General features: G+C 43.3%; 18 protein-coding genes. 17 read left to right on the top strand and 1 reads right to left on the bottom strand.

Annotated elements, in window-relative coordinates; genetic code table 11:
- Positions 1-18: 18 nt before the first annotated feature.
- The 6 genes from QOZ98_RS01590 (at position 19) to QOZ98_RS01565 (ending at position 4,859) form a co-directional block, all read left to right on the top strand.
- The gene (locus QOZ98_RS01590) at positions 19-654 is read left to right on the top strand and encodes an HD domain-containing protein (RefSeq protein ID WP_308785799.1); all 636 of its coding nucleotides are present in this window, start codon (positions 19-21) and stop codon (positions 652-654) included.
- Entirely contained in the window at positions 651-2,528 is a 1,878-nt protein-coding gene (locus QOZ98_RS01585; protein WP_308785798.1) for an ABC-F family ATP-binding cassette domain-containing protein, read from the top strand. The genes QOZ98_RS01590 and QOZ98_RS01585 overlap by 4 nt, the downstream gene beginning before the upstream one ends.
- A 26-nt stretch (positions 2,529-2,554) precedes the next feature.
- On the top strand, positions 2,555-3,685 hold the full coding sequence (locus QOZ98_RS01580) for a conserved virulence factor C family protein (RefSeq protein ID WP_308785797.1): 1,131 nt from the start codon (positions 2,555-2,557) through the stop codon (positions 3,683-3,685).
- Between the two features lie 140 nt (positions 3,686-3,825).
- A complete protein-coding gene (locus QOZ98_RS01575; RefSeq protein WP_308785796.1) occupies positions 3,826-4,128 on the top strand; it encodes a hypothetical protein in 303 nt (100 codons plus the stop codon).
- Positions 4,129-4,158: 30 nt separating this feature from the next.
- On the top strand, positions 4,159-4,413 hold the full coding sequence (locus tag QOZ98_RS01570; protein ID WP_308785795.1) for a hypothetical protein: 255 nt from the start codon (positions 4,159-4,161) through the stop codon (positions 4,411-4,413).
- Positions 4,414-4,652: 239 nt separating this feature from the next.
- Positions 4,653-4,859 (top strand): hypothetical protein, encoded by a 207-nt coding sequence (locus QOZ98_RS01565; RefSeq protein ID WP_142826356.1) that lies wholly within the window; start codon positions 4,653-4,655, stop codon positions 4,857-4,859.
- 213 nt (positions 4,860-5,072) lie between these two features.
- Here the strand turns inward: QOZ98_RS01565 and QOZ98_RS01560 are convergent, their stop codons facing one another.
- The gene (locus tag QOZ98_RS01560; RefSeq protein WP_308785794.1) at positions 5,073-5,309 is read right to left on the bottom strand and encodes a hypothetical protein; all 237 of its coding nucleotides are present in this window, start codon (positions 5,307-5,309) and stop codon (positions 5,073-5,075) included.
- 660 nt (positions 5,310-5,969) lie between these two features.
- Here QOZ98_RS01560 and pnuC point away from each other — a divergent pair.
- The 11 genes from pnuC (at position 5,970) to QOZ98_RS01505 (ending at position 14,788) form a co-directional block, all read left to right on the top strand.
- A complete protein-coding gene (gene pnuC, locus QOZ98_RS01555; RefSeq protein WP_308785793.1) occupies positions 5,970-6,707 on the top strand; it encodes a nicotinamide riboside transporter PnuC in 738 nt (245 codons plus the stop codon).
- Positions 6,708-7,760 carry a multifunctional transcriptional regulator/nicotinamide-nucleotide adenylyltransferase/ribosylnicotinamide kinase NadR gene (gene nadR / locus QOZ98_RS01550; protein WP_308785792.1) on the top strand — a complete coding sequence of 351 codons (1,053 nt, stop codon included), beginning with the start codon at positions 6,708-6,710 and terminating at the stop codon, positions 7,758-7,760. It abuts the gene before it with no gap.
- A gap of 186 nt (positions 7,761-7,946) precedes the next feature.
- Positions 7,947-8,192, top strand: a complete 246-nt coding sequence (locus tag QOZ98_RS01545; protein ID WP_308785791.1) for a hypothetical protein — start codon at positions 7,947-7,949, stop codon at positions 8,190-8,192.
- A gap of 330 nt (positions 8,193-8,522) precedes the next feature.
- Positions 8,523-8,654: a hypothetical protein gene (locus tag QOZ98_RS01540; RefSeq protein WP_268951331.1), complete on the top strand. Its 132-nt coding sequence runs from the start codon at positions 8,523-8,525 to the stop codon at positions 8,652-8,654.
- A 497-nt stretch (positions 8,655-9,151) separates the two neighbouring features.
- Positions 9,152-9,589: a BrxA/BrxB family bacilliredoxin gene (locus QOZ98_RS01535; RefSeq protein WP_308785790.1), complete on the top strand. Its 438-nt coding sequence runs from the start codon at positions 9,152-9,154 to the stop codon at positions 9,587-9,589.
- Positions 9,586-10,362, top strand: a complete 777-nt coding sequence (locus QOZ98_RS01530; protein WP_308785789.1) for a class I SAM-dependent methyltransferase — start codon at positions 9,586-9,588, stop codon at positions 10,360-10,362. The genes QOZ98_RS01535 and QOZ98_RS01530 overlap by 4 nt, the downstream gene beginning before the upstream one ends.
- A gap of 279 nt (positions 10,363-10,641) precedes the next feature.
- The gene (locus QOZ98_RS01525) at positions 10,642-11,235 is read left to right on the top strand and encodes a YpjP family protein (protein WP_142826349.1); all 594 of its coding nucleotides are present in this window, start codon (positions 10,642-10,644) and stop codon (positions 11,233-11,235) included.
- 332 nt (positions 11,236-11,567) lie between these two features.
- On the top strand, positions 11,568-12,512 hold the full coding sequence (locus tag QOZ98_RS01520; RefSeq protein WP_308785788.1) for a thymidylate synthase: 945 nt from the start codon (positions 11,568-11,570) through the stop codon (positions 12,510-12,512).
- A 110-nt stretch (positions 12,513-12,622) separates the two neighbouring features.
- Positions 12,623-13,120, top strand: coding sequence for a dihydrofolate reductase (locus QOZ98_RS01515; RefSeq protein WP_308785787.1), 498 nt, complete (start codon positions 12,623-12,625; stop codon positions 13,118-13,120).
- Positions 13,113-13,853, top strand: coding sequence for a lysophospholipid acyltransferase family protein (locus QOZ98_RS01510; protein ID WP_308785786.1), 741 nt, complete (start codon positions 13,113-13,115; stop codon positions 13,851-13,853). The genes QOZ98_RS01515 and QOZ98_RS01510 overlap by 8 nt, the downstream gene beginning before the upstream one ends.
- A gap of 95 nt (positions 13,854-13,948) precedes the next feature.
- The gene (locus tag QOZ98_RS01505) at positions 13,949-14,788 is read left to right on the top strand and encodes a DegV family protein (RefSeq protein ID WP_308785785.1); all 840 of its coding nucleotides are present in this window, start codon (positions 13,949-13,951) and stop codon (positions 14,786-14,788) included.
- Positions 14,789-14,802 lie beyond the last annotated feature (14 nt).

Below are 14,802 nucleotides of genomic sequence, written 5' to 3'. Positions count from 1 at the left end.
GGCGATAGGAGCGGAAGCATGGAACTGGAAAAAATCAAGCAATGCAAAAATGAAGTACAGAAAATTTATGAGCAGTTTGATGCCAGCCACGATTGGCAGCATATTGAACGCGTCATGAAAAATGCCAAAACAATTCTTGGACAGGAAGCAGCAGATGCCTTCATTATCGAGTTGGCGGTGTTGCTGCACGACGTCTCGGATCCGAAATACAAAAAGCCCGGGGAAGACCTGGAGCAGGAAATTTTGGGACGTTTAGAGCTTTCAACTGAACAGCGTCAGCAAATACAGGACGTCATTGCATCGGTTTCCTTTAAAGGAGGCAACGGCAAACGCGCGGAAAGCATCGAAGCGAAAATTGTACAGGATGCAGACCGGCTGGATGCCATCGGGGCAATCGGCATCGCACGTGCATTTGCTTACGGCGGAGCGAAGGGGCGTAAGCTCTACGATTGGAACGAAAAAGCCCGCACCGAGATGACGGAACAGGAATACCGGCAAGCACAGACAAGCAGTGTCACGCATTTTTACGAAAAACTTTTATTGCTGAAAGACCAAATGACTACGGAAACTGGTAAGCAGATGGCTGAAGAACGCCATGAATTTATGCTATCCTTTTTAAAGCAACTACAAACAGAAACGGATGGGAATAAATGAGCCACTTAAATATTACGAAATTAACCAAAACAGTTGGAGCCAAAACTTTATTCAAGGATGTAGAATTTTCCTTGTATCCAGGAGAACGTGCCGGATTGATCGGCGTAAACGGAACTGGAAAATCCACATTGATGTCTATTTTGGCAGGATCGATGGATGCTGACCAAGTTGTCATGGATCACCCGAAAAAATACCAGATTACGTACTTGATGCAAGAGCCTGAATTTGATGAGTCCTTGACTGTACTCGAAACAGTGTTCTCAGGTAAATCGCCGATTTTGGCATTGAACCGTGCCTATGAAAATGCGCTGAAAAATATGATGGTCGATTCGAGTTCCACACAATTGCAGGATGAATTGATGGATATCCAGGAAAAAATGGAACAGGAAAACGCCTGGGACATCAATGCTTTGGCGAAAACGGCTTTGTCGAAATTGGGAATCGATATGTACGACCAGGTGGTCAGTGAATTGTCAGGCGGCCAGCGCAAACGTGTCGCACTCGCTAAAGCATTGATCGAACCGGCGGACTTGATCCTTTTGGATGAGCCGACCAACCATCTGGATGCCGTTTCAACAGAATGGCTTCAGGAAACTTTATTGCGTATGGGTTCGGCCATGCTGTTTGTTACGCATGACCGTTATTTTTTGGACGCAGTTTCAACGCATATTTTCGAAATTGCCGATCAGACGATGTATACGCATAAAGGAAACTACGGCGATTATTTGGAAAACAAAGCGATTCGCGACGAAATGAACGCTTCGTCTCAGCAAAAATTAGAAAACCGTTTCCGTTCTGAATTAAAGTGGATTCGCCGCGGGGCGAAAGCACGCTCCACCAAACAAAAAGCGCGGATTCAGCGTTTTGATGAAATTAAAGAAGATGTCCAAAAAGTAAACGACAATACGTCTCTTGAGCTATCGATGCAGAGCCAGCGTCTTGGCAAGAAAATTATCGAAGGCAAGGACATGGGAGTCGCTTATGGCGACAAGCAGATCTTCAGCGGCTTTGACTTCTTATTGCAGGGCGGGGACCGCATCGGCATCGTTGGGCCAAATGGCGCCGGCAAATCGACTTTGATGAAAATGCTTGCTGGTGAACTGGAGCCCACTACCGGCAAGATGGAATACGGCAGTACGGTGAAAATCGCGCATTTTACACAGCATTTGCCTGAAATGGACGAATCGCAGCGAATGATCGAATACATTCAGGAAACATCAAGTGACTTTGAAGCTGAAAAAGGGGTTCGCTTATCGGCGACTCAAATGCTGGAGCGCTTCTTGTTTCCCTCAAACGGCCATGGTACACAAATCGGCAAATTGTCCGGCGGCGAGCGCAAGCGCCTCTACTTATTGAAATTATTGATGGAGCAGCCAAATATCCTGTTCCTGGATGAGCCAACGAACGATCTGGACATCCAGACACTTTCCGTTCTGGAGGATTTCCTGGAAAACTTCCCAGGCGTCGTCATCACAATCTCGCATGATCGCTTTTTCCTGGACCGCATTGCGCGAAAATTATGGACAACAGGAACTGGCCAGATTGAAGAATATCAAGGCTTGTACTCTGAATTTATTAAAGGCAAAAACAATCCGGTAGCATTGGCTGAACAGGAATTGGTTGAGACATTTGTGGCAGAGCCAGTAAAAGCAAAAAAGAAGATGAGCTATAAAGAACAGCAGGAATACGATGGTATTCTGGATAAAATTGCACAAGCAGAAGCGAAAATCGAAGCACGCGAAGAAGAAATGGCTTTAGCCGGTGCAGATTACGATAAACTGCAAAAATTGACCCAAGAAGTCAATGCATTAACGGCCGAGTATGATGCATTGGTCGAACGCTGGACCCATCTTCAGGAAATCGCGGAAGCATGATCTACTAATTGCAGGAGGGATTTTTTGTGAAAATCATTACTATTGAACCGACACCAAGCCCGAATACGATGAAAGTGATCATCGATCAGGAATTGCCGTTTGGCAAAAGCCATAACTACCATAAAGACAATTTAGAAGGCGCTCCTAAAGAAGTTCAGGAGATTCTCTTGATTGATGGCGTAAAGGGCGTTTACCATGTAGCTGACTTTTTAGCAGTCGAACGCATATCCAAGTTTGACTGGGAAGCGATTTTGGCGCAAGTCCGCAATGTTTTCGGTGAAGGCCGTGAGCACAGCAGCGAAGAAATCGAGTTGGATGAGCATTACGGAGAAGTGTATGTACATGTTCAAGAGTTCAAGGGGATTCCGTTGCAGGTAAAAGTTTTTGATAACAGTTCAGAAGAACGTTTTGGCATGCCAGAGCGCTTTGTCACGGCGATGCAGCTCGTCATGGACCCGACAGAAGAAAACTACCTGCTGCAGCGCAAGTGGGCAGATTATGGCGTGCGTTACGGTGACAAATCAGAGATCGGCAAGAGTATGGTCGAAGAAATTGAAGCAGCCTTTCCGCAAGAGCGCCTGGATGCCTTGACTGCAAAAAAAGACACCGAACAGCCAGAGGCCGCACCGCGCGGCCGCAAAATTACGGCTGAAGAATTTGATGCGCCTGACTGGGAAACACGTTTCCAGCTGCTGGATCAAATGATTGAAGCGGATGTTGAAGATTTGCCTCTGCTGTCGCTGGCGTTAGACGATGAAAAAATGTCCATTCGACGCCAAGCCGCCATTTTCCTTGGTGATATTAAGGACAAGGAAGTGGTTCCTTACGCTGAACGGGCAATGAAAGACAAAAGCTGGGCTGTCCGCAGAACAGCGGGCGACACCATCAGCGATCTCGGTTTTGAGGAATTTGAACCGATCATGATGGAAACTTTAGGGGATAAAAACAAATTGGTTCGCTGGAGAGCAGCGATGTTCCTATATGAAACAGGAACTGGAGCGGCTTTGCCGGCGCTTAAAGAAGCACAAGAAGATCCGGAGTTTGAAGTTAAGCTGCAAATCAAAATGGCGATTGCACGGATCGAACAAGGCGAAGATGCAAAAGGGTCTGTCTGGAAACAAATGACCGAAGCACGCCAAGCTATGAAAGATGAATAGATAAGTGGGCCGGGGACTAAAGAGTCTCCGGTCTTTTTCTGTTCGAAGACAAATTAAATGTTTCCAAATGGCCAATAAGAGGTAAAGTGCTCCTAAACGATAGAAAATACGGGGTCATCATTTACTGGAGGGAATTGGAAATGGAAAACAATGTTTATTCAATGGAAATTTTATATAGCGGAAAGTATGAATCGTGGGAATTTGAAGACCGGCAAAAACGGGATGCTTTTTATGGGAAAGTAACCAAGCAATTTGCTGGCCAGAAAGTAACAGAGCAGGAAGAAGATTTGGAAGATACCCAAATTGTGCAGCTCTCCTCAAACAACCTGGAAATCAAAGAAGGTGGAAAATACGACCAGGATACCTCCTATGAGTGGTTTGAATACGACATATTCAGCCAAATGCTGGACTTTATCAATAAAGAGTACGATAAAAAGGAGTGAAACTTCCAAGAACAAAGGAGGGTGAAACAAATGGGGCTTACTAAAGAGCAGCTGGAAATTGTTGCAAAAACATTGAATGAGCGGGGCGTCAGCAAAGTGTGTTCTGCCTGTGGGAAAAAAGAACCGGTTATCGTCGAGGAACTTCTGTTTCTAGGCAAATCGACGGCAGGCAAATTTCCTCTGATTGTCACAGGCTGCGGCCATTGTGGATTGACGCAAAGCTTTGCAGTGAATCGATTGGTACCGGGACTGTTTGATAACAAAACATCTGAAACAGAAAACTAAAGCGAGAATCTGGCAAACTACCCAATATGGGTAGTTTTTTTATTGACAGGATTTCGTGGTTTTGCTGTGCGAGGTATTATAAATTTAGTGTGAAATAGGTAATTTAAATCACTTTCTCCATCAAAAGGTATGAATTTATTAATTATCGTAAAAAATATTAGAAAATATTAGGTCCATATATACGTTTGCTTGTATTAAATTTATGCTATCGTGTAAATATATACATAGGAGGGTTACAGGTGAATCTTACAGTCAATGGTGTAGTACTAAATCAAAAAAGAAGTTCGTTGATTATTCAGGAACTCATAAGAGAAGAAGTTGCAGAACATCCGAAAGATGTGGAAGAATTTTTAAAGAATTACACGGTAGAAGAATCAGGCAGTTCAATCATTCTTCGCCCGCCATCAGTTGAAGGCATTCAAATATCGCTCTTTAAGCCATCCTGAGGGGTGGCTTTTATATTGCCTAAAGCTAAATGTGAAATGTGATTTAGAGAGGTCAAGAAATTTTTACAAACAGGCGTCTTTTGCTTTTATTCTTTGAGCCATCTTATTTTAAAATGCTGTAAATAGTAAAAAACAACCTGCCGTTTGGTAACGAACGGCAGGTTGTTTTTTGTTTATTGTGTCTATCATAGTTAAAAAGTCGGCAATGAATGATCAGGAAACTTTATTAGAATCCATTTTGTTGAAAAGTCTTTCAGCCGCTTGATCAACAGAAGTGTACTGTTCAATGTGCCGGCTTTCACGGGATGTAATCTCTATGATAAACGTGTCTTTGATGCACTTAACGATAAGGGCATCTTCGCCGTCATCAATCGCAAATGTGTGGGTGATGGTGGACGCATTAAAATTGCATGTAATAATTAAAAGATCTTTAATGTGATTCAATTTCATAAAATCGCTCTCTTTCCAGATTAGACGTGCTGCTTCACTTTAGAGTGAATCCGAGGCGAGTTCCATGAACGTTAATATATTTCACTATATTCAAGATAGGCATAAAAAAACCTGAAGGATCAGGGTCGGTTACTTAAGGTTAAATTAACTTGTATTTCTACTGTTTTCACAACTTCAGCAATGGAATTATACAATTTTACTCATTGTTCTTCTAAAAAAGTAAGTTTCAGAGTTGAAGTTGAAGGTGTACATCGTGCGCGCATCAGGCAAATACCTTCTTTGCTGAAAGTATGAGGGATTTTTGCGGTGTGATACTGACGCATTGTAGATAATATCTCATTAATTCTATCCGAGCTCATCGTAATTCCTCGCTTCCACTTTGGAAATTGACTAAATAAAGTCGCGAAGAATCCACTAGTAATGTTCAACCCTAACTATAACATATATTATATATCTATGTTTATATTTGGGGTTTAATAGAAATATTAGAAATTTCATAGATTGCGTTGGGAATAACTCTTGGCATAAAAAATTGGGTTTACAGCACGGAAAAATAGATATGAAAATGAGAGGAAATGGTATAATCAAGGTAAAAAATATACAGTTTTCAAATGATGCTATTAAATGATTTGGAAGATCAAAAAAATTGGAGGATAAACCATGACCATCACCGCTGCCGAATCAAAATCACAACGCTTCTTAAAAGATTGGAGTTTATTCGAAAAAAGTTGGCTCGTCATTTTCACAGCCATTAATATTTACTTGTTTTTTGCCTGGGATGATACACTCCTGGGTCTCATCAGTTCCCTCAGCGGCATGCTGTGCGTCCTTTTAGTGGCAAAAGGAAAGATCAGCAATTATTACTTTGGCATAATTCAGACATCTACATATGCATACATTTCGTTTACATACGGGTTATATGGAGAGGCGATGCTTAACGGCCTGTTTTATTTTCCTATTCAATTTATCGGTCTTTACTTATGGCATCGAAACACGATCAAGAATAAAAACAGTGTGCAAGGCGAAGACATCATTGTTAAAACAATGAACCCCAGCTCCTGGCTTTATACCGCTATTGCCATCATCATTGGGACCATTCTGTATGCAATTTTGCTGGAGGCCATTGGTGGACGCTCTGTCGGCCTGGATTCCGCAACGAATGTGTTGTCCGTCACAGCGCAGATTCTTATGCTGAAACGTTTTGCTGAACAATGGCTCGTTTGGATTTTGGTTAACATTCTTTCCATTGTTCTTTGGGTAGTCACGCTGGATGCAACAGGCGGCAACGATTATACATTGGTCGTGATGTGGACTGCATTCCTTGTCAACTCAATTTACGGATATTACAACTGGAGAAAGATGGCTAAAAATCAAGTGTTAAAAGAGGAGACCGTTTAAATGGCGATTGGCAAAGTTGGAATGTACGGCGGCAAATTTTTGGTTATCCATCAGGGGCATGTTAGTGCAATGATCCGTGCCAGTACCATGGTAGAAGAGTTGCACGTTATCCTCACGCATGACGAAGAGTATGAACGTGAATTTTATTTTAATGGCACGCTGATGGAACCTATACCATTCCATCAGCGGCTTCGCTGGTGGAATGAACTCACAAAAGACCTTCCGCATGTCAAAGTCCACGCCGTAGCTGAAAAGCAGACAGATGAATTTTATGATTGGGAGAAAGGGTCGATTGCCATCAAAGAGGCAATCGGCAAAGGGATTGATACTGTCTTTAGTTCAGAACATGCTTATGGCGAGCATTTTGAAAAGCTTTATCCAGACGCACAGCATATAGTTTTAGATGCAGAAAGGCAGACTTACCCCATTTCTGCTACACAAATACGTGAAGAAGGTGCCATGAAACACTGGGCAATCATTCCTCACGTGGTTCAGCCTTACTTTGTTCGGACGGTTGTCGTGGTTGGAACCGAAAGCGCCGGGAAATCAACATTGGTTAAAAACCTGGCGAATCTCTATAACACAAGCTATGTCGAAGAATATGGCCGCAAGTTTTATGAAAACATCGGCGCTGAAATCACCATTGAAGCAGACTTTCCAAAAATCGCCTTCGAGCACAAATATCATGAAGAAGAACAGGCAAAGCGTGCCAACAAACTGCTCTTTATCGATACGGAAGCAAATGTCACGCAGTATTTCTCGTGGGCATACCTCGGCTACGAACAGCCAGTCCTCGATCAAGTAGCTGCTCTTCAAAACTATGATCTATGGCTTTTCCTGGAGCCTGATGTTGCATGGATCGATGATGGCACCCGGTTATTCGGAGAACAAGAGATTCGGGAGCGGAACAACGACTATTTAAAGGGCATATTGGATCGCCAAAATATTCTCTACCATTCTATCAAAGGAAACTACAACGAGCGGCTGGAGCAGGCAATCGAACTGGTTGACCGGGTCATGGAAGAAAAGCTGTACGGCAATAAAACAACATAAAATATCACTGCACTCCAGCTCCATTGGGATTCAGATTGGGGCAAAAGCTCTTGAGTTGGATCTTTTTTAGTTAAGGCAGCGGAACAACTCATTCATAAAAAGAACAAGAGCTGCAGAAATTCGGCTTGATGAATCTTTTCAAATTTTTTCTTTTGTTGTATATTGGTATGAGAAAAGAGTGATGTTATGGGCAGTGCAGTATTTCCGGCAAAAAAGAAAAAACTAGAAGCAATGATGAAAAAGTATGGTGAGGATATGACTTGGCATATTTTTAAAACTAATTTTAAAACCGATTATCCGGATGATTGGGAGCTAATTAATTCCGCTTTTGAAAGTTATCAGCGGAATACCAAAAGAGGCAAAAATCACCCGATGCCCCATCCGGATAAATATCTTAAGAACATGTATACCAGCATTTCCAAAGAAATTTAACAAAAAAAGCGTCCATTGGGCGCTTTTTTTGTATGCATTAGAAACTTATCTATGCCTTAGCACGACTAATTAAAAATAGTGAAATACCGTAAAGAAATTCTTAAGGCCTTCTTGCAATTTTTGATCCGTATTTCGACCCGGTGCTGAACAAAAGAAACTGAATTTTGCTCATCGCTTCGGCCGCTTTGGAGAGAATAAAGACGAGTGCTCCTGCGCAAGCTCGTCGCAAAAGCCAGGCAAATGACGCCTGTCTTCCTGCTTCGCCTCGCCCTGGACGCGCCGGCGCTAAGAGATGGAGTGATATTAAAGTAATTCTAAGGAGGAATCATGATGTTCATGATCTTAAATGCAGCTGTAATCTCACTTTGGATCACGTCGCTTGTCGCGTTCGGGAGCAGTTACATCCGTTACTTAAAAGAGGAGCGTGCTTATGAAAAAAGCCGAAGAACCGATTCCACTTAGCTGGATAGCTTAGAGGAATATTCAAAACTGATTTTTCAGTCGGGTAGTGAAGGAAAGAGCATGACTAGAAAATTATTTAGAGTGACATATTGTTATATAACCGGATAATCGAACGGGGTATGAATAATATGGCATTCCATATAATGGAGAATATAGCCTCCGCTATAATTGTAAAGCTAAGTTCCTTAAACATTTCAACAAAACAATTTTCTTCTTTTATCTGCTTCTTTTTCTTCTTCATACTGCATCTCCCAATCTGCTAGAGTGTTAAAATTACTGCCGCCAGCGTCTTTCGCGGCAGTATTTTATTTTCGCTATAAGTTATTATATAGAAGAAACTTACAGAAATTTGTTATGTGGAAAATATTTTATTGACGCTTAAAAAGGCACATCCAAAACAGCTCACTATGAAATTCCAACCTATCTAGGTTACACTGAAATAGAAAAGAACCCAAGATACCAAGTGAAACCAGATGAAAACGAAAAGGGGCGAAAGCATGAACGCATATGATGAGTACATGAAAGGCATTGTCGTGCCGATGCGCCAAGAATTAACGGGTGCAGGATTTACGGAATTATTGACGGCTGAGGAAGTCAATGAGCATATGAGCAGCTCTGAAGGCACGAGCCTTGTTGTCATCAACTCGGTTTGCGGCTGTGCTGCAGGCTTGGCACGTCCGGCAGTTATTGAAGCGCTTCAGACAGTAGAGGCGAAACCGAAGCATTTGGTGACGGTGTTTGCTGGACAGGACAAAGAAGCAACTGCACAAATGCGCAATTATTTTGAGGAAGTTCCTCCGTCATCGCCATCGATTGCGGTATTGAAGGACGGCCAGCTGGCTTATTTTATTCCGCGTGAACAAATTGAAGGCTTCCCGATGGAGCAGATTCGCGATCATTTGTCGCAGGTTCTTGAACAGGTCGCAGCTCAGTGAAAACGCTAGTTACAACAGCGTACCGGCCAACTTCATCCATGTTAGAGCGGGCCGCTCGTGTTTCAGAAGATCTTTCGCTTCTGCAGGTTCCGCGCAATAAACGTTCCATCGACAGGATGCATGCGGATGAAGGAGCGGATCTTTTGGTTTGTTTAAAAGAACGGCTCGAGTTTTACCCACTGGGTAAAAAAGAGCCGTTCTTTTTTCATCCGAATTCAGCAGCTTTCCGGACGAAACGGCCGCTCGAGCAGGATCCGGTTATTGAAGTTTCGAGACTGGCTCCGGGCGATTCTTTTTTAGACTGTACATTGGGTTTAGCTTCAGACGCCATTGTAGCCTCTCAGCGCGTTGGTGAGCGAGGATGTGTGATAGGCTGCGAAAGCCATCCGGTTCTTGCTTATGTAGTGGGACAGGGGTTGCAGGCATACAACGAGATGCTTCACTTAGAAGAGGCGATGCGGCGCATCCAAGTGGTAACATCAGACGCGGTGTCTTTTTTGGAAACGCTCGAATCCGATTCCATTGATGTCATTTATATGGATCCGATGTTCACCGAGGAAATTACCGAGGCATCTAACTTTACTCCGCTAAGAGGACCGGCTGACCATGGGCAATTGACAGAGCAGTGGGTAGCAGAAGCGAAACGTGTGGCACGAAAAAGCATCGTCTTAAAAGCGCATTTCCGCTCAGGCGATTTTGAAAGGTTTGGGTTTGTCCGGCGCGTTCGGCCAAATACAAAATTCCATTACGGCGTAATTTCTGTCAGGCCATAAACGAGCAAATAAAAAAATCTTCTGGATGCCCAGAAGATTTTTTTATTTGCTCGTTAGTCTGTAAAAGAAAGTGAAGTCAAGTATCCAAGCATAAACAGGAGACCCAGTCCGATCAATAATGATGCATCCATGAAAATTCCTCCTTTTCAAAAAAAAACAAGGCGTTCTTAATGACTTTATTGTACAATGAATTTCAAGAAGATGAAACCTTTACCAATAAAATTCGTATAAATAAGCAAACGTGTTACTAAAATGTTCATATATGAAAAGGTGATGTTGATGAAAAATTGGTGGCAAAAGTCGCTGATGATTGCAGTTGCCGTTTTGACATTGGGTGCAATCTCCCCGAACCATTTAATCTGGGAGTCGCTTCTGGACGAAAAAGGACAACCGAAATCACACGCTGCTGAAAGCGATAACAAACAGTATATTTATGATTGGATCGATCCAAGCGAGTTTTACGATACCAGTGAATCCATCCTTGACACGGTCCACCAATCTGCCGAAGAGCAGTCTTATTTGAAGTTCGGTTCGCGGATCGGCCCTGTCATTCAAGATGAATTTCAAACTATGATCCTGCCAAACATCCAGCGGGCGATCGATGTTCATTTGGCAACTTTGGATACCGGCAAGTTAAGCAAATTGGCCATTTCTGAAAAGCCTTCAGGCGATTATTCAGAAAAGATTTTCCATGTGTATGATACCGAAACGAACAAAGACGAAATCCGTTTCCACGTCAGAACCGAGAAAAAGCCGCAAGTAGGCTATTCATTTAATTTCCATTACCATTTAGCTGAAGATGATTTCCAAAAACACATAACCGTGGGCGATATTTACTGGTCCAAAAATACACCGCCCAAATGGCTCTCCTAAACCGTTCACTTAGTGACGGTTTTTTGTTTTGTATAGATGAATCATTTAGGCTGGACTTACTTATCGTCATTTCATGAACCGCTTCGGCCGCTCTGGGCATGGCTCTCATAGGAAGCCAGAAAAGCACCTGTCTTCTTGCTTGGACGCGCCGGCACTAGGGCAGTTATTTAACTCATGATTAATGAACTTTTCTTCATACACCTATTGCTGTTTTGCGGAAGAGTAATAGGTAAGTTCAGCTGTTCAGCTTAAAATAGATATAAATCATAGAAGAAAGTGTTGTTAGTAGAGAGTTTTTGTTATGATTAAACATAATAACGGAGGCGATTTACATGAAGCAATATTTAGACTTATGCGAACACATTTTACATAACGGAGCGACAAAAGAAGACCGGACCGGCACAGGAACTTTGAGTGTCTTCGGCCATCAAATGCGTTTTGATCTGAGCGAAGGGTTCCCACTGATGACCACTAAAAAAACAGCGTTCCGCCTGATTGTTTCGGAACTTCTTTGGTTTATCAAAGGCGATACCAATGTCCGGGCCTTGCTCCAGGACAATAATCATATTTGGGATGAATGGGCGTTTGCCCAGTGGGTAGCAAGTGAAGAATACGCAGGGCCGGACATGACCGACTTTGGGCGGCGGGCACAAAGGGATCCGGAATTCGCGGAACTATACAAACTGGAGATGCAAGGCTTTCAGCGGAAAGTAATCGAAAGTCCGGAGTTTGCAGAAAAGTATGGAGACCTGGGGCCGGTTTATGGCAAACAATGGCGTTCATGGGCGACAACCCAAGGCGGTACCATTGACCAGCTAAAGAATGTCATCGAATCCATCAGGGAAAATCCGGATTCGCGACGCCACCTTGTCACTGCTTGGAATCCGGAATTTATTGATGATATGGCTTTGCCGCCATGCCACATCATGTTCCAGTTCTACGTGGCGGATGGCAAACTATCCTGTCAGCTATACCAGCGAAGCGCAGATGTTTTTTTAGGCGTGCCTTTCAATATCGCTTCTTATGCGCTATTGACGCACCTCATCGCAAGGGAATGCAATTTGGAAGTTGGCGATTTCGTCCATACTACTGGCGACACGCACCTGTATTCCAATCATATGGAACAGGTAAAGGAACAACTTCAAAGAGCACCAAAACCATTGCCAACTCTGAAAATTAACGATGATGTCGATTCAATTTTCGACTTGAAACTGGAAGATATCACCATCGAAGGCTACGATCCGCACCCTCGGATCAAGGCACCCGTCGCAGTTTAACGTCCCTTACTAAATGGAATTGCGATTAAACAATACGATTTCTTTAACAACAAAAATCCTGATTAAGTAGAGTTCAACACCCGCAAAAAGCGGGATAGGAGGAAAAATTCATGATTTCATTGATGGTAGCGCATGATCCAAACCGGGTCATCGGAATAGATAATGAATTGCCATGGCACATTCCAGCTGATTTGGCTTATTTCAAAGAACAGACAATTGGAAAAGGCATCGTCATGGGGCGCAATACGTTTGAATCGATCGGCCGTCCCCTTCCAAAACGCCGCAATATTGTCGTGACACGCAATGACGACTATCAGGCAGAAGGTGTGGATGTAGTCCATAATCTGCAGGACGCCGTAAAACTGGCAAGAGAATTTCATGAAGAAGTGATGATTATCGGGGGCGAGCAGATTTTCAATTCAATTTTAGATGATGCTGACCGCCTTTACATCACACTTGTTCACCAGGCTTTTGATGGGGATACATACTTCCCGGAATATGGCCGTGAATGGAAGCTCGTTTCCGAATCGGAACAGCAAATTTCAAATGAAGTGCCATTTTCATACCTGGTGTACGAACGCCGGAAAAAGAAAAAAGATCATGCTTAACTCGGTCAGGACATTCTCATTTCTATTTGGCTATTTGCCGATCAGCGCTGTAAACCTGAAAAAGTTCATAAAACAAAAATCGCAGCTGAGTTTAGAGGAGTATGACAAGCTGATTCATACAGAGCCTCAAAAATGGGCGACCGGCATTATGGAACGGACGAAAAGCACTGTTTCTGTTACAGGGCTGGAAAACCTGCCTGATGGGCCGGTCCTTTTTGTCAGCAATCACGAAGGGAATTTTGATATTCCGGTCCTGCTGTCGGCCATTCCAAAACCCTTTGGTTTTATTTCAAAAAAAGAAGTGAAGAAAATGCCAATCATTCCGATGTATATGGAAGAAATGAATTGCGTATTTCTCGACCGAACCGATCGCCGCAGCGCGTTAAAGTCAATCACCGATACGGTTGGAAAACTGAAAGAAGGCCATTCCATCCTGATTTTCCCTGAAGGAACGAGAAGCAAGGGCCAGGAGATGGGTGAATTCAAATCCGGTTTTATGCGTATTGCGAAAGACTCGGGTGTCCCGGTTTTGCCGATTGCGATTTCTGGAACTTCTGATATTATGGAAAAAAACAACAATAAGATTATGCCGGCAGCAGTATCCGTCCAATTGCTCGATCCTGTTCCGGCTAACCGGATCCAAGAACTGGATACCAAATCCGCAATAGCGCTTGTTCGGTCACGTATTGAAGATGCCCTTGATTCACCGGTGCAACAAAGCGCCGGTGGCTGACTGTCGATTTCTGTCTATCAAACTAAGCGGCCAACGCTATGAGTTATTTCCTATATACCGATTACTTATACTAAAGTGAAAAAGGATGTGATTTCATGTCAAAAATTCATATTGTCACGGATTCGACCGCTGATTTAAAACCGGATGTCATTGAAAAATATGATTTGCACGTAGTTCCGTTAAACATTCAAATTGGCGGAAAATCTTATTTGGACCGCGTTGACCTTGAGCCGGAATCTTTTCTCGAGCTGATGAAAACCTCCGATGAAATGCCGAAAAGCTCACAGCCGGCTCCGGGCATCTTCAAAGAACTGTATGATGAACTGGGCAAAAATGGAGATCAAATTTTATCCATTCACATGACCGGCGGAATGAGCGGGACAGTTGAGTCGGCGAAAGCAGCAGCTCAACTGACAGATTCAGCTGTTACGGTCATCGATTCCCGCTATATTTCCCACGCGTTGACATTTCAGGTGTTTGAAGCAGCTGATATGGCGAGAGCTGGTAAGTCGATGAGCGAAATTGTTGCGCGGGTGGAAGAGATCCGCCTCAACACCAAGCTGTTTGTAGTGGTCGACACACTTGATAATTTGGTGAAAGGCGGTCGCATCGGCAAAGGACGCGCATTGCTGGGTTCGCTGATGAAGATCAAACCGATTGCCTCATTGGACGACGGTGAATACACACCCGTCGCCAAAGTCAGAAGCCATAAGCAAGTGGTTGAATATCTCATGAAGGATTTCATGGACCGCACGGCAGGGAAAATTGTTAAAGGTGTAGGAATTGCCCATGCTAATGGACTGTCAATGGCTGAACCGCTGCGGGAAAAAATTAAGGAAACGGGCTTTACAGATATTAAATTCGATTTTACGACTCCGGTTATCTCTACCCATACGGGAATCGGAGCCATTGGTTTCATGTATTATACGGATTGACTTGTACGGTAAAG

This window comes from Planomicrobium stackebrandtii (assembly GCF_030814955.1).
GTDB lineage: Bacteria > Bacillota > Bacilli > Bacillales_A > Planococcaceae > Planococcus > Planococcus stackebrandtii.
Note: the sequence above shows the minus strand (reverse complement) of the source record. Positions and strands in the feature narration are given on the sequence as shown.